Genomic DNA, 20,270 nt, shown 5'->3' with positions numbered 1-20,270 from the left:
TGCAGGATCATAAGTCAGAAGAAGGTGATGGAGAAGCTATGAGTTCATCGTGTATAGAAGATCTGAGCATCCAGGATAACCATTGGTATCGTATCGCTCATGAAATGCTTAGCATGGCCGGTATTGAAATCAATGGTTCACGCCCTTTCGATATTCAGATCAATAATCCCAATTTCTTTAAACGCGTACTGCAAGACGGCTCTCTGGGGCTGGGCGAAAGCTATATGGACGGTTGGTGGGAGTGTGAACGGCTGGACATGTTTTTTCAGCGGGTTGTCGCAGCTGGCCTGGAAAAGAAACTGCCCCACCACCTGAAGGATATCTTGCGTATTGCCGCCGCCCGCCTGACCAATCTGCAATCCCAAAAACGTGCCTGGATCGTTGGCAAAGAGCATTACGATCTGGGTAACGATTTGTTTACTCAGATGCTGGATCCCTATATGCAATATTCCTGCGGCTATTGGCAACAGGCCACGACGTTGGAAGAAGCGCAAGAAGCCAAGCTACGGCTAATTTGCGAAAAGCTGCACCTGCGGCCCGGCATGCGGGTATTGGATATCGGCTGTGGCTGGGGCGGTCTGTCTGCTTATGCGGCCAAGCACTACGGCGTTTCCATGGTGGGGGTCACCATCTCCGCCGAACAGCAGAAAATGGCGCAAGAGCGCTGTGCCGGGCTGGACGTGGAAATTCTGCTGCAGGATTACCGCGATCTCCACCAGCAGTTTGACCGCATCGTCTCGGTCGGCATGTTCGAACACGTTGGGCCGAAGAACTACCGAACCTATTTCGAGGTGGTGGAACGTAATTTAAAACCTGATGGCATTTTCCTGTTGCATACCATAGGGTCCAACGAGACCGATATGAACGTTGATCCGTGGATCAATAAATACATCTTCCCCAACGGCTGCCTGCCGTCGGTGAAACATATTGCCCAGGCCAGCGAAGGCCGTTTCGTCATGGAAGATTGGCATAATATCGGCGCAGATTACGATCGCACCCTGATGGCCTGGTATGAACGTTTCAAACACAGCTGGCCACAGCTGGCATCGCGCTATTCCGAACGTTTTGAAAGGATGTTCAGTTATTACCTTAATGCCTGCGCAGGAGCGTTCCGCGCTCGCGATATTCAACTTTGGCAGGTGGTATTCAGCCCTAAAGGCGTCGAAGGCGGTCTGCGAGTTCCCCGCTAAAATCCTTTACCCCAACCCACAGGGTTGGGGTAAAGGGTTATTAACCGCAATAAACGCGAATGATTTTGTCTTCACTGTCACCCAGGAAGTTCAAGCGCTTTAGATTGAAGTCCATGGTTACCATCGAGTTATAAGGAATAGTCCGAACCTGCTGGGGAATATTGACCCCGTCCAACGCAGACAGCGGTTTACCCACATAATTCTGATACTGCGATGCACCACAGGTATCATCTTCAGCCTCGGCAGACTGTGAGTTCGCCTGTTCTGGGGAGCTTGAACAGGCGGTCAGCGCCAACAGCGCCGCTAGCATCATCGTTTTCCCGTAAAACTTCACGTTTGGCTCCTATATGTGGTTATTGGTGCAGGGTTATCAGGCTTTGGGTACAGACGGCTTGGTGACAGCTAACGCAGCCTCACGATTAGCTAGCACACGCTCGACGGTATCCACCACCGCTTGAGTTTGCGGATCGATTTCTATATTGACCTTATCCCCCAGGCGCTTTTTACCCAGCGTGGTGCGCTCAAGGGTTTCCGGGATCAAATGCACGCAGAAACGGTTATTGACCACCTCACCTATGGTCAGGCTAATGCCATCAATGCCGATGAAACCCTTATGCAGCACATATTTCATCAAATCGATATTCGGCATACGCAGCCAGATCTGGCGATTATTTTCCGAGGTATAAATCTTGGTGACTTCCGCGGTACAGATAATATGCCCGGACATCAGGTGCCCGCCGATTTCATCGTTAAACTTGGCGGCTCTTTCCAGATTGACCACATCACCCAGTTTAAGATCGCCAAGATTGGTCAACCGCAGAGTCTCTTTGATCAAATCAAAGCTGACGCGATTGCCTGCAATCTCCGTGACGGTCAGACAGCAGCCGTTGTGGGCCACCGAGGCCCCCAACTCCAGCCCTGGTAACAGCTCATCAGGCATTTCAACAACGTGGGTACGGAAGTTGGGTTTTTCATCAATGGCAACCAGCGGGGCGGTGCCTTGTACGATACCGGTAAACATGTTGGCCTCTTCTTTATGACTATGTTCAACGCGCTGTAAGCAGTTTGCCCCAGTTACGGCAGAAAACCAAACGCACAACGGCAAAAAAGCAGTGCTTGCCTAGTTTATGCCCTGGGGGCTAACAGCACTGTAGTTTCAAGACGACGAGTATAACTATTTCGTTACAACCTTTGCTTAACCCCGGCTAGCAGGTACAATCTTTTCGGCATATTCCGCAGTTTTTAGTTGTTGCTGATGCAGCGACACCCCTTCCCCATAAATAATTAGAAAGGTGTATACGTGCAGAAGTACTTTATTGAGGCGCGTAGTTTATTGACCCTCGCAATTCCGGTCATCATCGCGCAAATATCCCAAACCGCAATGGGCGTGGTCGATACCATCATGGCGGGCTCTTATAGCGCCACGGATATGGCCGCCGTTGCCGTCGGGACCTCTATCTGGCTGCCGACCATCCTGTTCGGCCACGGTTTACTGCTGGCCTTGACCCCGGTGATCGCCCAGCTCAACGGCGCGGGTCGCCGCGATCGTATCGCGTATCAGGTGCGCCAGGGCTTTTGGCTGGCATCAGGGGTTTCATTACTCATTATCGCCGTGATTTATAACAGCCAGTTGGTGATCGACATGATGCACAACATCGATCCGCTGCTGGCTGAAAAGGCCGTTGGTTTCCTGCATGCCATTATGTGGGGAGCTCCCGGCTATTTGTTCTTCCAGGTCGTCCGTGGCCAGTGTGAAGGTTTATCCAAAACCAAGCCCGGCATGGTAATCGGTTTTTTGGGTCTGCTGATCAACATCCCGATCAACTACATATTGATTTTCGGCAAGTTTGGCATGCCGGAAATGGGCGGCGTCGGTTGTGGTGTCGCCACCGCCAGCGTGTATTGGATGATGTTCCTGATGATGCGCTGGTATGCCAAACGTGCGTCCTCGCTGCGGGATATCAAGCTGGAGGAAGGTGCACATCGTGGTCCGGACTGGCAGGCGTTAAAACGCCTGATCGGTATTGGTCTGCCGGTTGCCCTGGCCTTGTTCTTTGAGGTGACGCTGTTTGCCGTGGTGGCATTATTGGTTTCACCGCTGGGCATCGTCGCGGTGGCCGGGCACCAGATTGCCCTGAACTTCAGCTCACTGATGTTTGTACTGCCGCTGTCGCTCGGCGTTGGGGCGACTATTCGTGTTGGACACCGTCTGGGCGAAGGCTCGGTAGAGGGCGCTCGGATTGCCGCCTATGCGGCGATTGCCGTAGGCATCGCCATGGCCAGTTGCTCGGCATTGTTCACCGCCGCGTTCCGCGAGTCTATCGCCCTGCTGTATAACGATAACCCTGCGGTCGTGACCATGGCCTCCCATCTGATGCTGCTGGCAGCGATTTATCAGATATCCGACTCCATCCAGGTGATCGGTAGCGGTATTCTGCGGGGCTATAAAGATACCCGGGCGATCTTCTATATCACCTTTGTGGCCTATTGGGTTCTCGGGTTGCCAAGCGGCTATCTGCTGGCGCTGACGGACTACATCGTGCCAGCGATGGGGCCTAGCGGATTCTGGTTCGGCTTTATTATTGGCCTGACCTTCGCCGCCATCATGATGGTATTGCGGATGCGTTGGTTGCAGCGCCAACCCCCGGCGTTGATTTTGCAGCGTTCCACCCGTTAATAGCGTTCGCCGGTTTGTCACAGGCAAACCGGCGAGTTCCTCGCCAGCCATTGCAGAAAAAACCGCCTTACTGCACATAAGCTCAGCAATCGCGTGAAATACCAAATAAAATTGCGTTTTTCCCCTTGCCAGCAGCCAGGTTGCTCGTTAATATTCGTCCCCGCTGTCAGCCATGACAGAGAGGGAAAAGATGCGTCTGTAGCTCAGTTGGTTAGAGCACCACCTTGACATGGTGGGGGTCGATGGTTCGAGTCCATTCAGACGCACCAAATTCCTGAAAGTAGCACAGTGCGTCCGTAGCTCAGTTGGTTAGAGCACCACCTTGACATGGTGGGGGTCGATGGTTCGAGTCCATTCGGACGCACCACTTCTTGTTTCGCTTCCCAGTATTATCTCTCGCCTAACGGCAACCCAATTTAACAGTAATACCGGACAGAGCGTCAGCCCGTCGCGTATCATCAGCGCAGTATCCTGATGGAGGTAATTTTGATGTCGGTTTTTAAATCACAGCTGCCGTTCGAACAACTCGACAATGGCCTCGCCCGCCGCCAAGGGCTAATGAGCGATGGTAGCACCGCCTGGGAAGTCAAGTTTGCCGCAGGCACCTTCGACCAACTGCAAAAACGCCCCTACCCCCAACACATCCGCATCCTTTCTGGGATCTTCGAGTTCACCGTCGGCAGTGACGTGCATACTCTGATGGCCCAGGAAACGTTGGCGATCCCTGCCGCTACCGTATTTGGCTGTTTCTGTCTGGATGACGGAGTCCTGTTGGAAATTCAGCAAAATGTTTGAAAGCGTGAAGTCCGTCACTTTATTTTTTTGAAAACATAATCCGTTACAGTAATGCTATTTGCGCAACAAACCCGCTGGCAGGCGGCCAATTTGCGCCACATTTGCTGACTTTATGTACAAAACTGCCGACAACTGCGGTTTTTTGTTTTGTTTCCAGCCGCATAGCCTTATAATGCGCAACGTCTTTCAGTTGAATGGTTTCAGCCCTTGATCTGCGAAAACGCAATTACAACAAATTCTCATCCTCGCTTTTTGCGCAGCTTACCCGCACCTGGGCATCGGCCGAATTTTTCCACCCCATTTCGACCAAGGTCACCTATCCTTAACTATGTTTTGCATTGCCAGGCACAGCCCAAATCCCTTACCGATGGCCTAGCCGCCGGTACCGTTAGTTTTATTATCCATCACAACTTGCAGAAAAAATCGTCATGAAAAAGACCAAAATTGTTTGTACTATCGGCCCGAAAACCGAGTCGGAAGAAATGCTGACTAGCCTGCTGAACGCGGGCATGAACGTAATGCGCCTTAACTTCTCCCACGGCGATTATGAAGAACACGGCAACCGCATCAAGAACATGCGTGCGGTAATTGCCAAAACCGGTAAAAACGCCGGTATCCTGCTCGATACCAAAGGCCCGGAAATCCGTACCATGAAGCTGGAAGGCGGCGTTGATGCAGCCCTGGTTGCTGGTCAGACCTTCACCTTCACTACCGACCAGAGCGTTATCGGCAACAAAGAGCGCGTTGCGGTGACCTACCCTGGCTTTGCTGCCGACCTGAAAATTGGCAACACCGTCCTGGTGGACGATGGCCTGATCGGTATGGAAGTGACTGCGGTCACCGAAAGCGAAGTGATCTGTAAAGTACTGAACAGCGGCGATCTGGGCGAAAACAAAGGCGTTAACCTGCCAGGTGTTTCCATTCAGCTGCCAGCGCTGGCCGAAAAAGACAAACGTGACCTGATCTTCGGTTGTGAGCAAGGCGTAGACTTCGTTGCGGCTTCCTTCATCCGTAAGCGTTCCGACGTGCTGGAAATCCGTGAGCACCTGAAAGCCCACGGCGGCGAAAACATTCAGATCATCTCCAAGATCGAAAACCAGGAAGGCCTGAACAACTTCGACGAGATCCTCGAAGCGTCTGACGGCATCATGGTAGCTCGTGGCGATCTGGGTGTTGAAATCCCGGTTGAAGAAGTAATCTTCGCGCAGAAGATGATGATCGAGAAGTGTAACCGCGCACGCAAAGTGGTTATCACCGCGACCCAGATGCTGGATTCAATGATCAAGAACCCGCGCCCTACCCGTGCAGAAGCCGGTGACGTTGCCAACGCCATCCTGGACGGTACCGATGCGGTGATGCTGTCTGGTGAAAGCGCCAAGGGTAAATACCCGCTGGAAGCCGTTACCATCATGGCAACCATCTGCGAACGTACCGATCGCGTGATGCCTAGCCGTATCGACACCCTGAACGACAACCGTAAACTGCGTATCACCGAAGCGGTATGCCGCGGTGCGGTAGAAACTGCCGAAAAACTGGACGCGCCACTGATCGTGGTTGCCACCAGCGGCGGCAAATCAGCCAAATCCGTGCGTAAGTACTTCCCTAACGCCGTGATCCTGGCACTGACGACCAACGAAGTCACCGCTCGTCAACTGATCCTGAGCAAAGGTATCACCACTCAGATGGTCAAAGAAATCGCTTCTACCGACGACTTCTACCGCATTGGTAAAGAAGTTGCTTTGGCGAGCGGCCTGGCACAGAAAGGCGACGTCGTAGTGATGGTTTCTGGTGCTCTGGTACCAAGCGGCACCACCAATACTGCCTCGGTTCACGTGCTGTAATAATAAACGTGACAACAAGTCTGTGACCCAAACGCCGCTTAGCGGCGTTTTTTTTATCTGCAATAACGCACTTTCAGAAAAACGCAACCATTAAAGCGGTTTATTTCGCCAATTTCATTTGAGAGTTGTCCCATAGAATCAGGCTGTTTTCCTTCGATTTTTTAACTATTTTGCAAAACAAGATGCAAGTTTGAGCGAACGATCAAAATAAAGGGCCTTAATACAAAAAATTTATTCTCTTTCGAAAAAAGTTTGTGTAATACTTGTAACGCTACATGGAGATTAACTCAATCTAGAGGGTGTTATAATGAATCGTACTAAACTGGTACTGGGCGCGGTAATCCTGGCTTCTACTATGCTGGCTGGTTGCTCAAGCAACGCTAAAATCGATCAACTGTCTTCTGACGTTCAGACTCTGAACGCTAAAGTTGATCAGCTGAGCAACGACGTGAACGCAATCCGTTCTGACGTTCAAGCAGCTAAAGACGACGCAGCGCGCGCTAACCAGCGTCTGGACAACCAAGCACACGCTTACAAAAAGTAAGTTTGCTTCGGTTATTGAAAACGGTGCACATTGTGCACCGTTTTTTTTTGCCTATAAATAAATAGCCCCTGCACATCATCCCATCCCATACCTAGGCACAAAAAAAGGGCCAGGCTCAATGCCGGACCCCACTACTTTCGCACCATTAAGGTTTAGTTCACCGAGCTAATCGGTGCACCAGTCTCGCCAGAGGTGTCAGCTCCCTCACCAGGAAGCGCTGTAGGCGGTGTAGCGACCTCAGAAGGGTCTTGCCCTACACTGACCAGCACCGGCATGCCAGAACGCCGTACGATGGCGCTGTCGAGCATTGCCTTATCGGTCTCTGGATCGGTAGCAAAGGCTTTCTGATTTTTAGAAAGTGCGATCGGCATGGTCTGCGGATCGTCATTGGCCACTCTCGACAATGGCTGATGCACTTCTACATAGCGTTTGCCGTCTGGTTCAACGGAGACCTTCAGCGGTTCATTGACGATTTGCACTCTGGTACCTTGTGGCACCTGGTTGAACAGCGCTTCGATATCGTCCGGGCGCAGGCGGATACAACCTGAGCTCACGCGCATCCCGATACCAAAGTTGGCATTGGTGCCGTGGATCAGGTATTCACCGTGCCCCATGGCCAGACGCATGGCAAACAGCCCCATCGGATTCTCTGGCCCAGCCGGTATTACCGCAGGCAGAGTCACGCCCTGTGACTGGTAGCGCTTGCGGATGTTGGCAGTTGGCGTCCAGGTTGGATTCGGGATCTTCTGGCTGACCGAGGTCACCTTCAACGGTGTATTCATACCGGTCTGGCCGATACCGATCGGATAGACGATCACCTTATCTTCCCCTTTCGGGTAATAGTACAAGCGCAGTTCCGCTAGATTGACCACAATGCCTTCACGTGGAGTATCCGGCAGCAGCATCTGAGTCGGGATCGTCAGCGCCGTCCCCGGTTTAGGCAGATAGGGATCGGTACCCGGGTTGGCTTCCAGCATGCCCAAGAGCCCAATCTTGTAGTCAGCCGCAATGGCTTCCAGCGAACGGCCATCATTTGGCACGTTGTAAATCGTATTCTCACCAATCAGACGGCTGCCTGGCGGCGGCAATGGGTATTCGTTCGCACTGGCGACCTGGGTGCCGGTCAGTACGGTGGCGAATAACACGCCCATTAGAGTCAACGCACGTTTCATTCTTATCCCTATTGATTTTACGGTTCATTGCAAGGCTAGCGGTCGCTGGCCAGCAGGTAAATAAGATAAATGCTCGTTCGATATTAGCAAGATCCGATTTAAAGGCAATAAATTGCAAAAAATCAACATGTTATAACGTAATCAAACGCAGGAATTGTCAATGACTCGTCAACGGGTAAACGGCTGAAATACTTATAATTTGTGGAAAAATGACGGGACTTGGCAGGAATTGTAAAGGCTCATTGACATAACATGCCATCAATAAGCCTTGGGTGCCCGCTCAGACGAGCTGGGCCGCTTTACTGCGAATAGCGCGGATCATCGCCTCCAAACCTTGAGAACGAGAAGGCGTCAGATGTTGGCTCAAGGCCAGTTCGCTGAAGAATGGGCGCACATCCAGATCGAGAATTTGCTGCGGCGTAAGCTGGTGATAAACAATAAACACCACCGCCAGCAGCCCCTTGACGATAGCGGCATCGCTATCACCATGAAACTCTACCTGCCCTTGCGCGTTGTTGCTCATCACGATCCAGACCTGGCTTTGACAGCCAGAAATCAGGTTAGCCGCCTGCCGCTCGCTTTCATCCAGCGGTGGCAACTGGCTACCCAGTTCGATCACATACAGGTACTTCTCTTCCCAGTTCAGGCAGCGGGAAAAGTTACGCACCAATTTATCTTTGTCCGGCAAATGCGCCATGGGGCTCCCTTTAATGATTAGCCTAACAAGCTGTGGATGCGCTGCAAACCGGCGACCAGCCGATCCACTTCCTGGCGGGTATTGTACAACGCCAGCGAGGCACGGCACATACTTGGTACCTGGTAGAACTCCATCAGCGGCATGGCGCAGTGGTGCCCAGTGCGGATCGCAATACCGTATTGATCCAGGAAACTGCCCACGTCGTAGGCATGATGTTCACCCAGGTTAAAGGCTATCACACCGGCACGCTGTGCAGGGCCGTAGATCTTCAGCGTTGGCACCTGCTGCAATTCATCCAATGCGTAATGCATTAAAGACTGCTCGTAATCGTGAATATTTTCCAGCCCCAGAGCCTCGACATAGTCGATGGCCGCCCCTAGCCCCATCATCCCCGCCGTATTAGGTGACCCGGCCTCAAAACGCCATGGTGGCGCTGCAAAGGTAGTGCCTTGCGTCAGGCTGACCCGTTGGATCATCGCGCCGCCGCCTTCCCACGGAGGCATCTGTTCCAGCAACGCCTGCTTGCCATACAGAATGCCGATACCGCTTGGCCCATACAGCTTGTGGCCGGAGAACACATAAAAATCACAGTCAAGCGCCTGGACATCGATACGCTGATGCATTACCGCTTGAGCGCCGTCCACCAGCACCTTCAGCCCAGCCGCTTTGGCCACGGGAACGATCTCACTCAGTGGGTTGACGGTTCCCAGCACGTTCGATACCTGGGTGATCGCCAACAGCTTGGTGGAGGCATCGATCAGGCCCGGCAGTTGCGCCAGATCCAAGGTGCCGTCTGGCTGCAATGGCCAGACACGCAGCGTGATGCCTCGCTCCTGCGCCAGCATTTGCCACGGCACAATGTTGGCGTGGTGCTCCATCTCGGTGATGATGATGCTATCACCCGCCGTGAGCAAATGGCGGCCAAAGCTGTTAGCCACCAGGTTGATGCCTTCAGTGGTGCCTTTCACGAACACAATTTCTTCCGCCGAGCCCGCGTGGATAAAGCGCGCCACTTGCTCACGCACGGCCTCCATCTGCTGGGTAGCTTCGGCGCTCAACGTATGGATACCGCGATGAACCGCGGCATAACCGTGACGGTAGAAATCCAGTTCGCGGTCAATCACGCTCTGCGGTTTCTGCGCGCTGGCAGCACTGTCCAGGTAAGCCAACGGTTGCCCATTGACCTCCCGAGCCAACAGGGGGAAATCGCTACGTACCCGTTCCAGGGGATAACTCATGCCGCCTCCTGGGGTAAACGATCGGCGATACGCGCCAGCACCAACTCCCGAATGACCGGGTCGGCAATGCCCTCCGTCAGTTCAGCGGCAAAGGCAAAGATGATCATCTGCTGCGCCGCGTGCTTATCAATACCGCGCGATTGCAGATAGAACAGCTGCTCTTCATCGATGCGGCCCACGGTGGCACCGTGGCTGCATTTGACATCATCGGCGTAGATTTCCAGCTGCGGTTTGGTATCGACCTCCGCCACCTTGCCCAACAACAGGTTGTGGTTGTTCATTTGGCCGTCGGTTTTGATCGCGTGTTGCGCGACCTTGATCATGCCGTTAAACACCGCTTTGGCCCGATCGCTGACCACCGTTTTGTGCAGTTGGCGGCTTTCGCAGTAGCCTTTGTTGTGTTCCAGATAGGTGCGGGTATCGCACACCTCTTTACCCACCGGCAACACCAAACTATTGATTACCACATTGCTCCCCTCACCGTTTAACTGCGCACTGGTGTGGTGGCGAGTCAGCCCAGCTCCCAGCAGGAAGCTATCGCTTTTAACTCGAGCGTCGCGGCCTATCATCAGGTCGTTATGGGCAAAGTGGTAACTGGCCTGGCTCTCAAACGCCAGTTTGCAATGATGCAGCTCGGCATTATCACCCACCATCACGGTCAGGCGCGCACCGGTGAAGTGAGCCGCAGCGCTGACGCTGGCATAGTGTTCGATGACCGAAGCTCGTGCACCACTCGCAATCTCCAAATGGTGCCGGTGATGCAGCGTATTCACTTCTCCGGGCTGCTCGCGACCGGTGCTGATATGCAACAGATAGAGCGGTTTAACCGGAGCTTTGCCCGCCGCCAGGCTAATCACGCTGGTTTCCTGCGCCAGGCTTTCGGTCAAATGCAGAAAGATTTCTGGTTGGATCGGTTCCGGCAGCGTTAGTGGCGCATCATAGGCCACCCTAGTCAACCGGTAGTCGCCAAGATCCTCATCGCTCAGTTGTGGACATAAGCGCCCATCGACAAACACCAGGCAATACGCATCGATCTTCAACGCCAGTTTGTCGCGCTGTTCCGCGTTGAAAACGTTGTCCACAGGCTCCAGGAACTGTTGCTCCAGCAAGCCTTCCAACGGGGTATATTTCCAGTTTTCCTGCTTGCGAGTCGGCCAGCCTTGGCGTAAAGCCTGCTGCCAATGGGCTAACGCATGCGCAGAACGCTCGCCGCCGCGCGCTTCGAACAGGCTGTACAACTGCTGTAACGCCCGTGAATTACTGTTGGTCGGAAAGCCAGCCATAGCCCTGCTCCTCCAACTGTTTCACCAATGAGAAATCACCGGACTTCACGATGCGCCCCTGGGAAAGCACGTGAACGTAATCCGGTTTGATGTAATCGAGAATGCGCTGATAGTGGGTGACAATAATAAAGGCGCGCTTGCCGTCACGCAGCGAATTGACGCCGTTGGCGACGATCTTCAGGGCATCGATATCCAGCCCGGAATCCGTTTCATCCAGAATGCACAGCTCCGGCTCCAGCGCGGCCATTTGCAGGATGTCGTTTCGTTTCTTCTCGCCGCCGGAAAAACCGACGTTGACCGAACGGGTCAACAAATCCGCTGGCATATTCAGCAACTCAATCTTCTGTTCGATAAAGTCGGCGAAGTCGAAGCGATCCAGCGCCTCTTGGCCACGGTAATTACGCACCGCATTCACCGAGGTCTGCAGGAAGAAATGGTTGCTGACGCCGGGGATCTCTACCGGGTACTGGAACGCCAGGAATACGCCCTCACCGGCCCGATCCTCAGGAGCCAGTTCCAACAGATCTTTGCCTTTAAACGTCACTTCACCTGCGGTGACCTCATACTCTTCCCGGCCAGCCAACGTGGCGGAAAGCGTGCTTTTGCCGGAACCGTTGGGCCCCATAATGGCGTGCACTTCGCCCGGTTTGATGTCCAGGCTCAGCCCTTTGAGGATTTCATTTCCTTCGGCGCTGACGTGCAAATTCTTGATACTTAACATGCTGTGTCCTCTGATCGCGCTACTGCGCTATAAATACGGGTGCTTAACCGACGCTGTGTTCCAGGCTGATAGCCAGTAACTTCTGTGCCTCTACGGCAAATTCCAGCGGCAGCTCGGAGAACACGTCCTTACAGAAACCATTGACGATCATCGAGATGGCGTTATCTTCGCTGATGCCCCGTTGCAGGCAGTAGAACAGTTGGTCGTCACCAATCTTCGAGGTGGTAGCCTCATGCTCAAGCTGGGCGCTGTTATTGCGCGTCTCCACATAGGGGAAGGTATGCGCCCCGCTGTTGGGCCCGATCAGCATCGAATCGCACTGGGTAAAGTTACGGGCGTTTTCCGCCCCGGGCAGGATCTTCACCAGTCCACGATAGGTATTTTGGCTGTGCCCGGCGGAGATCCCTTTGGCAATAATGGTCGACTTGGTGTTTTTACCAATGTGGATCATCTTGGTGCCGGTATCCGCCTGTTGGTAGCCGCTGGTCAGCGCCACCGAGAAAAACTCACCGATCGAGTTGTCGCCCTGCAAGATCACGCTTGGGTATTTCCAGGTGATGGCCGAGCCGGTTTCAGACTGTGTCCAGGACATTTTGGACCCTGAGCCTTCACACAGCGCACGCTTGGTGACGAAGTTAAGAATGCCGCCCTTGCTTTCGCCGCCGCCGGAGAACCAGTTTTGCACCGTGGAATACTTCACTTCGGCGTCTTTATGCAGGATCACTTCTACTACCGCCGCGTGCAGCTGATAGCTGTCGCGTACCGGCGCTGAGCAGCCTTCAATGTAGCTGACATAGCTGCCTTCATCGGCAATCAGAATGGTGCGTTCAAACTGGCCGGTTTTCGCGGCGTTAATGCGGAAATAGGTGGAAAGCTCCATTGGGCAGCGTACGCCCTTCGGCACGTAGACGAAAGTGCCGTCGGAAGCCACCGCAGCGTTGAGTGCGGCAAAGAAGTTGTCGTTATGCGGCACCACTCGGCCCAGATACTTACGTACTAAGTCTGGATGGTCGTGAATGGCCTCACCGAACGAGCAGAAGATCACCCCGCTCTCCGCCAGCTTTTCACGGTAGGTGGTCGCGACGGAAACCGAGTCGAAAATGGCATCTACCGCCACTTCACTACCTTCACGCACCGGTACACCCAACTGATTAAACGCCAGTTCAACTTCGCTGGTCAGGTAGCCGTTTTCCGTACTGGCGCCAGGCTGCTGTTCCGCCCCAGGCTGAGAACCGCAGGCGTCATCACAGCTGCCGCAGGACGGCGCTGAATAGTAGCTGTAATCCTGATAGTTCAGCTTGTCATAGTTGGCTTTCAGCCAGTGTGGCTCTTCCATTTGCAGCCAGGCACGGTAAGCCTCCAGGCGGAATTCCAGCATCCACTCGGGTTCGTTACGCTTGGCCGAGATGGCGCGTACCACCTCTTCGTTGATACCTTTGGCCAACTCATCGGTGGCCAGTTGGGTAAAGAATCCTTCCTTGTAGCGACCTTCGCTGACCCAAGCCGGTACATCTTTCGCTGTTTCTACGTTGCTTCGTGTCATGTTGATTGCATCGCTTAAACGCCAAAGCTCTCACCGCATCCGCAGGCGTTCTGAGCTTTAGGGTTATTAAATTTGAACATCTGATTCAGCCCTTCCCGAACAAAATCTACCGTGGTGCCATCGATAAACGGCATCGCTTTGAGCGGCACGAATAGCTTGGCCCCGTCACGTTCAAACAACAGATCGTCGCTGGCCGGTTCGCGGGTCAAATCCAGTACGTAGGCAAAGCCCGCACAGCCAGATTGTTTGACGCCGAGTTGCAACCCTTTCACCTGCGCATCCTGCTGCATGAGTCTGATTATCTGCTTCACCGCGCTGTCGCTCAGCGAAATGCCTTGCCAGACGTTGTCTGCCAAGGAAAAAGTACCAACATCTTCCGTATGCATATGGCCTACCTCACATTCGTGTTTTACTACAGCCGATCTGGCTTACCGCCCATGTTAGTGATAATGATTATCACTTCAACCGTTTGTTTTGCGGGGGTATTTACCAAACGCCCGGATTTACGCTCGGCAACACGATAAATCGATGGCGCATCCAGGCAAAATAGACACGGGGATAATTTTTATCCCTCTGAATTCATGGCAATTCATCATATCTCGTACGGCTTATCCCGCTGCCCCGACAAGGTTATAGCAACGGATAAGTCGTCTGTTTTAAACATTCATAGAAAATACCTATTTCTGCATTTTGTCTGTCTGAAAAATGCCTTTCCCTGCTTTAAGTCTAGTCGCTCACGTGTTTTTAGCCCGTGAGGGTCAAAAGACCCATAACAGAAAAAAATCTGCGGGGAGCATTGATCATCGCCACAGCTGCAAATATGATAATGATTATCATTAAGCTTTAATTGGGCGTGGACCTATGGCTATCTCGATGAATGCGTGGCTGCTGAGCAAAATTGATGAATACAAGTTCAACATCCGTGATGCCACGGTGGATTTCTATATGGCGGAAGCGGCGCTACAGCGGCCGGAATGCAACATCAATCATCTGAAGCGTTACAACGGTGTCAGCCTTGGCATGGCGAATTTATGCCTGGAAAATGGCGATGACGAGAGTTATCTGCATGCGCTGAGCAAACTGCATAACCGGCTGATCGTCGAGATCAACAACCCACAGCGCTGTCAGCTGTTCCGCGTGCAGTGCTATCATTTTGCCCGGCATACGCTAACGCTGATTTGCCAGAAATATTCGATGGAAGGCGGCTGGGACAAGGCTACCGCTTTTCAGAAGGATTTTGTGAAACGGGTGCCGTTCCAACTCTAACGTTTGCCCCGCAGGCGAAAACCTGCGGGGTAGGTGTTACTCCAATACTGCCGTGGTCAGCCGCGAGGTACAGCACAGGCGATCGCGATCGTCGAAGATCTCGATCTGCCAGACCTGATTGCGGCGGCCAGCGTGTAACGCACGACAAACCCCGCGTACCTGCCCTTTAAATACCGCGCGCAGGTGATTGGCGTTAATCTCCAACCCCACCACCTTTTGTTCCCCTTCGGTGCACAGATAACCCGCCATTGAGCCCATCGACTCGGCCAGCACCACCGAAGCCCCGCCGTGTAACAGGCCAAACGGCTGGGTAGTGCGGTGATCGACGGGCATCACCGCCTCTAAATAGTCATCTTCCAAGCGGGTAAACTGAATGCCCACATGGGCCACCATACATCCTTCGCCGCTTTGGTTGAGTTGTTCCAGCGTTGTTTCACGTTTCCACAGCTTCACGCAATCATCTCCAGAAGTGCCTGTAATGGATGCCGCACGCCATTGCCTTCAATGCGTTTAACCTGGCTGCGGCAAGAATAACCGGTCGCCAGACAGCGTTGCCTTGGCAAACGTTGTAGCGCCTGATGCCATGATAGCTCATAAATCCCCAGGGAATTTTGCAGATTCTTGGCTTCGTGACCGTAAGTGCCCGCCATGCCACAGCAACCCACGCTGACGTTTTCCAACTTGGCACCAAAACGGGCAAAGATGGCAGCCCACTGCTGGGTACTCGCCGGTAATGCGGTGGTTTCGGTACAGTGGCCAAACAGATACCAGGCTTCCCCGGTGGCAGGCTGTTCCGCACGTTCTGCCAGCAACTTTTGCAACCATTCATGGACCAGTTGCACCTGGAAACTCCCCCGTTCGGCCCCGAGAATTTCTTGATACTCGTCGCGGTAACACAGCACCAGCGCCGGATCGACACCCACCATCGGCATCCCCAGTTTGGCTACCCGGTTAAGGAAGTCCGCTGTCTTGCGCGCCGTTTTGGCAAAGCGCGTCAGGAAGCCTTTGATATGCTGTGCCTTACCGTTCGGTGAAAAAGGCAACAGCACCGGCTTGTAGCCCAGCTTTTCCACCAGCCGTACAAAGTCTGCCACGACCTGGGCATCGTAATAGCTGGTAAACGGATCCTGCACCACCAGCACATGCTGTTCGCGCTGGCTTTCGCTCAATGCTTCCAACTGTTCAAGCGTCATGCTGAACGCGCTATGGCCCGACAGTTGTTGGCGTAACGTTGGGCTGGATAGCAATGGTAAATCCACCATGCCGATGCTGTTGCGGCTCAGTTCGCGCACCCATGGCTGCTTGAAGAAGAAGTTGAACACCTTCGGCGCTTTGGCCATCAACGGGGTATAGCTCTCGACGCCAGCGACCACGTAGTCACGCATTGGGCGCAGATAACGGGTGTGATAAAGCTGCAGGAAGCGCGAACGGAAGCCCGGCACGTCGATCTTGATCGGGCACTGGGTCGAACAAGCTTTACAGGCCAGGCAGCCAGACATCGCTTCTTTGACTTCATGGGAGAAGTCATATTCACCCTTGCCTGCATGCCAGCTATTACGGGTTTTCTCGACCAGGGTGCGGAAGCTGAGGCGCTGCTGCGGCAACTGCTTTTCCAGCGCGACGGGGTCGACGCCCTGCTCTGCCAATAACCGTAACCATTCGCGCACCAGGGCCGCACGGCCTTTCGGCGAGTGGATCCGATTAGCGGTGATCTTCATCGACGGACACATCGGGCTGTGCACGTCAAAGTTGAAACAGAGTCCGTTGCCGTTACACTCCATCGCACCACGGAATGAGGTGCGGACATCGATGGGAATGCGGCGATCGAATGTACCGCGTTTCACCGCATCGACTTTCATCATTACGGCATCTACGCCCAGCGGCGGGCAGATTTTGCCCGGGTTGAGGCGATTGAGCGGGTCAAACGCGGCCTTGATGCGGCGCAGTTCTTCATAGAGCTCCTCGCCGAAGAACGCCGGGCTGTACTCCGCCCGGAAGCCTTTCCCGTGTTCCCCCCACAGCAAGCCACCATACTTCGCGGTTAACGCCACCACCTGGTCAGATATTTGCTTCATCAGCACTTCTTGCTGGGGATCGCACATATCTAACGCCGGGCGCACGTGCAGCACTCCAGCATCAACGTGGCCGAACATACCGTAGCTCAGGTTATGGCTATCCAACAGTTGGCGGAACTCGGTAATGTAATCGGCCAGATGTTGCGGCGGCACGCAGGTATCTTCGGCAAACGGGATGGGCTTAGCCTGCCCTTTGGCGTTGCCCAACAACCCAACCGCCTTTTTGCGCATATTGTAGATGCGCTCAATGCCGGTCAAATCGCCGCAAATCTGATAACCGATCACCCCAGCCTGCTGCTCGGAGATCAGATCGTCCAGACGCTCGCACAGCGCTTCCATCTGGCCGTCGATCAGTTCCTTATCGTCACCGGCAAACTCAACGATGTTCAACCCGAGCATCTCTTTATCCGGCACATTGGTGATCAGTTCGCTGACCGAGTGCCAGACGATATCTTCGCGGGCCAGATTCAGCACCTTGGAGTCAATGGTTTCCACCGACAGCGCCTTGGCTTCCACCATAAAGGGCGCATTGCGCAGGGCCGAATCGAAAGAGTCATATTTGACGTTTACCAGGCGCCGCACCTTCGGCAGCGGTGTGATATCCAGCCGCGCTTCGGTGATAAAGGCCAAGGTCCCTTCGGCACCGGTCAGAATGCGGGTCAGATCGAAGGTTTGCAGATCGTCGCTCAGTACGTGGCGCAGATCGTAGCCGGTGAGGAAGCGGTTAAGCTTGGGGAATTTCTCCAGGATCAGCGCCCGTTGCTCACGGCAACGGTTCAGCACGGTGTGGTAGATCCGCCCCTCTGGCGTATCTTCCTGGGCAATCGTTTCCGCCAGCGGCGTTGGCATGGCGCGGGTGTCGATCATTTCGCCCCCCAGCAACACCGCCCGCAGCCCCAGCACATGGTCTGAGGTTTTACCGTACACCAGCGAACCCTGGCCAGACGCGTCGGTATTGATCATACCGCCAAGGGTAGCTCGGTTGCTGGTGGAAAGTTCCGGCGCGAAGAAATAGCCGAACGGCCTTAAATACTGGTTGAGCTGGTCTTTAATCACCCCGGCTTCTACCCGCACCCAACCCTGCTCGACGTTGATGTCCAGAATGCGGTTCATGTAACGCGACATATCAACCACTATGCCGGTGTTAAGTGCCTGTCCATTGGTGCCGGTGCCGCCACCGCGCGGACTGAAGGTCAGCGCCTTGAAGCGTTCTTCGTCGGCCAGCCGGGCGATTAGCGCCACATCAGCGGTTGAGCGAGGAAACACCACCGCATCGGGCAACAGCTGATAAATGCTGTTGTCCGTCGCCATCGTCAGCCGATCGGCATAGCTAGTGGCGGTATCGCCGTTGAATCCGCTCTGTTTTAACGCGGCCAAAAAGTCCAGCACCCGTTGAACGAGGCCGGATGCCTGAGAAATTTGTGGGATCATTCGCTTGTTTGACTCTGTCTGCTCTTAATTGCTTAATCGGGCCCGGAACTGGCCCTCCCCTGTCTTTTATTATCACGATAACCGCAAGGGCCGTTACCCGCCCCTGCATCATCGCTATCTACCTCATAATGGCGGGTGTTTTGCCGCTTGTACATCCTGAATTTGGCATTATTTGGCTGGGAAAATGATAGCGCAGCCGATGGCTGCGCTTTAGGAAGAGGAAAGTCTGGCGGTTATTCCACTGCGCTTAATAATGAAAGGCTGTACCGCGGATGGTGTTCCACGACAAAATGTGCGGCTGACTGTGAAAGTTGCCAAAAATGCTCCATGATAAAAGGGTACCAAGGAATTAACTCACTAGGATGAAAATGCATTCATGACACAACCGCAACGCCGCTACGATTTACCGACGATAATTTTTGGTGTGCTGTTTATCGCCATTATGATCGTCGCCAGTTTTTGGGTCATTCAACCCTTTATTCTGGGATTTGCCTGGGCATCGATGGTGGTGATCGCCACCTGGCCGGTATTGATTAAACTGCAGAGCCTACTTTGGGGCCGCCGGTCGCTGGCAGTGGTGGCGATGACTATCCTGCTGCTCTTGCTGTTTGTGCTGCCTATTGCCCTGCTGATCAGCAGCGTGGTGGATAACAGCGCGCCAATCGTAGCCTGGGTGAACTCGCCGGGCCAGCTCCATGTTCCACAGTTGGAGTGGCTGCGCTCCATTCCGGTGATTGGGCACAAAGTCTATAACAGCTATCATCTGTTGGTGAACACCGGTGGTAACGCCCTGGTGGCCAAAATTCAACCTTACTTCGGCCAGACCGCCACCTGGTTTGTCACCCAGGCAGCGCATATTGGTCGTTTCCTGATCCACTGTTCGCTAATGTTACTGTTCAGCGCCTTGCTGTACGCCCGCGGTGAGCAGGTCGGCATGGCGATCCGCCATTTTGCCGTGCGCCTTGCTTCCACTCGGGGCGATGCGGCCGTGTTACTAGCCGGGCAAGCGATCCGTGCCGTTGCATTGGGCGTGGTGGTGACAGCATTGGTGCAGTCGATCCTGGGCGGTATTGGGTTGGCCATTTCTGGCATTCCCGCAGCCACCTTGCTGACCGTAGTGATGTTCATCTTTTGCCTTGCCCAACTGGGGCCATTGTTGGTCTTGATCCCGGCCATCATCTGGCTGTACTGGACCGGTGACACCACCTGGGGCACCGTGCTATTGGTGTGGAGCTGCGTGGTCGGAACGCTGGATAACTTCCTGCGCCCGGCGCTAATCCGCATGGGTGCCGACTTGCCATTGATTCTGATCTTGTCAGGCGTTATCGGTGGCCTGCTGGCCTTCGGGATGATTGGCCTGTTTATCGGCCCAGTCGTGCTGGCGGTCTCTTATCGGTTGGTTAGCGCCTGGGTGAACGAAGCTCCAGAGCCCACCGCCGATCTGGAAGAAGTCGCCAAAGATTTAGAACAGTTGTGATCCCTACATCGCCTGCCCATTCATTGGGCAGGCGATTAACCCGCATATTCCCTTTCGCCGCCGCATCGCTGCCGATAATTATTCTGCTGACTCACTTGTTGCAATAATAGATGCCATTCAAATACCTGTTCTCGCAATGAACCAGTACAATCCAGGCTATTTTATTGGGACGATTCTTAATGACGCGCACCAGATAACTGCCTAGTATAAAACTCTATCTTGCTGAAAATCATTGCTTTCCATGCATTGTTTTACCAGTCAAGTCAGCCAACAAGGTAACCCCGAATCACTGAATTGCTGTGTGTAGTCTTTGCCCGTCT

18 protein-coding genes and 2 tRNA genes are annotated in these 20,270 nt (G+C 53.8%); 9 read left to right on the top strand and 11 right to left on the bottom strand.

Features of this window, described 5'->3' with window-relative positions; all coding sequences use genetic code 11:
- The first annotated feature begins 38 nt into the window (after positions 1-38).
- Positions 39-1,190 carry a cyclopropane fatty acyl phospholipid synthase gene (gene cfa / locus D9980_RS06140; protein ID WP_121606726.1) on the top strand — a complete coding sequence of 384 codons (1,152 nt, stop codon included), beginning with the start codon at positions 39-41 and terminating at the stop codon, positions 1,188-1,190.
- A 40-nt stretch (positions 1,191-1,230) separates the two neighbouring features.
- On the opposite strand, the gene D9980_RS06135 is transcribed toward cfa, so the two are convergent.
- Entirely contained in the window at positions 1,231-1,524 is a 294-nt protein-coding gene (locus tag D9980_RS06135) for an I78 family peptidase inhibitor (protein WP_037374799.1), read from the bottom strand.
- A gap of 36 nt (positions 1,525-1,560) precedes the next feature.
- The gene (locus D9980_RS06130) at positions 1,561-2,211 is read right to left on the bottom strand and encodes a riboflavin synthase (RefSeq protein WP_024486163.1); all 651 of its coding nucleotides are present in this window, start codon (positions 2,209-2,211) and stop codon (positions 1,561-1,563) included.
- 279 nt (positions 2,212-2,490) lie between these two features.
- Between D9980_RS06130 and D9980_RS06125 the strand changes: the two genes are divergently transcribed.
- From D9980_RS06125 to D9980_RS06100, 6 genes are all read left to right on the top strand, one after another.
- A complete protein-coding gene (locus tag D9980_RS06125; RefSeq protein WP_121606725.1) occupies positions 2,491-3,867 on the top strand; it encodes an MATE family efflux transporter in 1,377 nt (458 codons plus the stop codon).
- Between the two features lie 192 nt (positions 3,868-4,059).
- Positions 4,060-4,136 (top strand) — tRNA-Val (locus D9980_RS06120).
- 21 nt (positions 4,137-4,157) lie between these two features.
- Positions 4,158-4,234 (top strand) — tRNA-Val (locus D9980_RS06115).
- 122 nt (positions 4,235-4,356) lie between these two features.
- Positions 4,357-4,662, top strand: a complete 306-nt coding sequence (locus D9980_RS06110; protein WP_024486165.1) for a hypothetical protein — start codon at positions 4,357-4,359, stop codon at positions 4,660-4,662.
- A 428-nt stretch (positions 4,663-5,090) separates the two neighbouring features.
- Positions 5,091-6,503: a pyruvate kinase PykF gene (pykF, locus tag D9980_RS06105; RefSeq protein WP_024486166.1), complete on the top strand. Its 1,413-nt coding sequence runs from the start codon at positions 5,091-5,093 to the stop codon at positions 6,501-6,503.
- 307 nt (positions 6,504-6,810) lie between these two features.
- On the top strand, positions 6,811-7,047 hold the full coding sequence (locus D9980_RS06100; RefSeq protein WP_005165631.1) for a major outer membrane lipoprotein: 237 nt from the start codon (positions 6,811-6,813) through the stop codon (positions 7,045-7,047).
- A 152-nt stretch (positions 7,048-7,199) separates the two neighbouring features.
- Here D9980_RS06100 and D9980_RS06095 read toward each other — a convergent pair whose 3' ends face one another.
- The 7 genes from D9980_RS06095 to sufA all read right to left on the bottom strand — a co-directional run bounded on the left by D9980_RS06095 (position 7,200) and on the right by sufA (position 14,087).
- Positions 7,200-8,219: a L,D-transpeptidase family protein gene (locus D9980_RS06095; protein WP_121606724.1), complete on the bottom strand. Its 1,020-nt coding sequence runs from the start codon at positions 8,217-8,219 to the stop codon at positions 7,200-7,202.
- Positions 8,220-8,499: 280 nt separating this feature from the next.
- Positions 8,500-8,916 carry a cysteine desulfuration protein SufE gene (gene sufE, locus D9980_RS06090; RefSeq protein ID WP_121606723.1) on the bottom strand — a complete coding sequence of 139 codons (417 nt, stop codon included), beginning with the start codon at positions 8,914-8,916 and terminating at the stop codon, positions 8,500-8,502.
- A 17-nt stretch (positions 8,917-8,933) separates the two neighbouring features.
- Positions 8,934-10,154, bottom strand: a complete 1,221-nt coding sequence (gene sufS, locus D9980_RS06085; RefSeq protein ID WP_121606722.1) for a cysteine desulfurase SufS — start codon at positions 10,152-10,154, stop codon at positions 8,934-8,936.
- Positions 10,151-11,437, bottom strand: coding sequence for a Fe-S cluster assembly protein SufD (gene sufD, locus D9980_RS06080; protein ID WP_121606721.1), 1,287 nt, complete (start codon positions 11,435-11,437; stop codon positions 10,151-10,153). The genes sufS and sufD overlap by 4 nt, the downstream gene beginning before the upstream one ends.
- Positions 11,412-12,158 (bottom strand): Fe-S cluster assembly ATPase SufC, encoded by a 747-nt coding sequence (sufC, locus tag D9980_RS06075; RefSeq protein WP_021804565.1) that lies wholly within the window; start codon positions 12,156-12,158, stop codon positions 11,412-11,414. The genes sufD and sufC overlap by 26 nt, the downstream gene beginning before the upstream one ends.
- A gap of 43 nt (positions 12,159-12,201) precedes the next feature.
- On the bottom strand, positions 12,202-13,701 hold the full coding sequence (sufB, locus tag D9980_RS06070; RefSeq protein ID WP_024486171.1) for a Fe-S cluster assembly protein SufB: 1,500 nt from the start codon (positions 13,699-13,701) through the stop codon (positions 12,202-12,204).
- Positions 13,702-13,715: 14 nt separating this feature from the next.
- Positions 13,716-14,087, bottom strand: a complete 372-nt coding sequence (gene sufA, locus D9980_RS06065; RefSeq protein WP_021178114.1) for a Fe-S cluster assembly scaffold SufA — start codon at positions 14,085-14,087, stop codon at positions 13,716-13,718.
- Between the two features lie 475 nt (positions 14,088-14,562).
- Here sufA and D9980_RS06055 point away from each other — a divergent pair, with 475 nt between their 5' ends.
- Entirely contained in the window at positions 14,563-14,967 is a 405-nt protein-coding gene (locus tag D9980_RS06055; protein ID WP_024486172.1) for a hypothetical protein, read from the top strand.
- A 36-nt stretch (positions 14,968-15,003) separates the two neighbouring features.
- Here D9980_RS06055 and menI read toward each other — a convergent pair whose 3' ends face one another.
- Positions 15,004-15,420: a 1,4-dihydroxy-2-naphthoyl-CoA hydrolase gene (menI, locus tag D9980_RS06050; protein WP_021178115.1), complete on the bottom strand. Its 417-nt coding sequence runs from the start codon at positions 15,418-15,420 to the stop codon at positions 15,004-15,006.
- Positions 15,417-18,473: an FAD-binding and (Fe-S)-binding domain-containing protein gene (locus D9980_RS06045; protein WP_121606719.1), complete on the bottom strand. Its 3,057-nt coding sequence runs from the start codon at positions 18,471-18,473 to the stop codon at positions 15,417-15,419. Before D9980_RS06045 ends, menI begins: the two co-directional genes overlap by 4 nt.
- A gap of 376 nt (positions 18,474-18,849) precedes the next feature.
- Here D9980_RS06045 and ydiK point away from each other — a divergent pair, with 376 nt between their 5' ends.
- On the top strand, positions 18,850-19,950 hold the full coding sequence (ydiK, locus tag D9980_RS06040; RefSeq protein WP_121606718.1) for an AI-2E family transporter YdiK: 1,101 nt from the start codon (positions 18,850-18,852) through the stop codon (positions 19,948-19,950).
- Positions 19,951-20,270 lie beyond the last annotated feature (320 nt).

Origin of the sequence: Serratia sp. 3ACOL1, from assembly GCF_003668775.1 — a bacterium.
In the GTDB taxonomy this organism is placed as follows: Bacteria; Pseudomonadota; Gammaproteobacteria; order Enterobacterales; family Enterobacteriaceae; genus Chania; species Chania fonticola.
The sequence above is the reverse complement of the archived record's forward strand: the minus strand, read 5'-3'. Positions and strand labels throughout refer to the sequence as shown.

Coding starts and splice junctions, on each gene's coding strand:
- sufD (WP_121606721.1), bottom strand. CDS start 11,437: ATGGCTGGCTTTCCGACCAACAGTAATTCACGGGCGTTACAGCAGTTG.
- sufA (WP_021178114.1), bottom strand. CDS start 14,087: ATGCATACGGAAGATGTTGGTACTTTTTCCTTGGCAGACAACGTCTGG.
- sufB (WP_024486171.1), bottom strand. CDS start 13,701: ATGACACGAAGCAACGTAGAAACAGCGAAAGATGTACCGGCTTGGGTC.
- sufC (WP_021804565.1), bottom strand. CDS start 12,158: ATGTTAAGTATCAAGAATTTGCACGTCAGCGCCGAAGGAAATGAAATC.
- cfa (WP_121606726.1), top strand. CDS start 39: ATGAGTTCATCGTGTATAGAAGATCTGAGCATCCAGGATAACCATTGG.
- D9980_RS06130 (WP_024486163.1), bottom strand. CDS start 2,211: ATGTTTACCGGTATCGTACAAGGCACCGCCCCGCTGGTTGCCATTGAT.
- D9980_RS06055 (WP_024486172.1), top strand. CDS start 14,563: ATGGCTATCTCGATGAATGCGTGGCTGCTGAGCAAAATTGATGAATAC.
- sufE (WP_121606723.1), bottom strand. CDS start 8,916: ATGGCGCATTTGCCGGACAAAGATAAATTGGTGCGTAACTTTTCCCGC.
- D9980_RS06110 (WP_024486165.1), top strand. CDS start 4,357: ATGTCGGTTTTTAAATCACAGCTGCCGTTCGAACAACTCGACAATGGC.
- D9980_RS06100 (WP_005165631.1), top strand. CDS start 6,811: ATGAATCGTACTAAACTGGTACTGGGCGCGGTAATCCTGGCTTCTACT.
- ydiK (WP_121606718.1), top strand. CDS start 18,850: ATGACACAACCGCAACGCCGCTACGATTTACCGACGATAATTTTTGGT.
- sufS (WP_121606722.1), bottom strand. CDS start 10,154: ATGAGTTATCCCCTGGAACGGGTACGTAGCGATTTCCCCCTGTTGGCT.
- pykF (WP_024486166.1), top strand. CDS start 5,091: ATGAAAAAGACCAAAATTGTTTGTACTATCGGCCCGAAAACCGAGTCG.
- D9980_RS06045 (WP_121606719.1), bottom strand. CDS start 18,473: ATGATCCCACAAATTTCTCAGGCATCCGGCCTCGTTCAACGGGTGCTG.
- D9980_RS06095 (WP_121606724.1), bottom strand. CDS start 8,219: ATGAAACGTGCGTTGACTCTAATGGGCGTGTTATTCGCCACCGTACTG.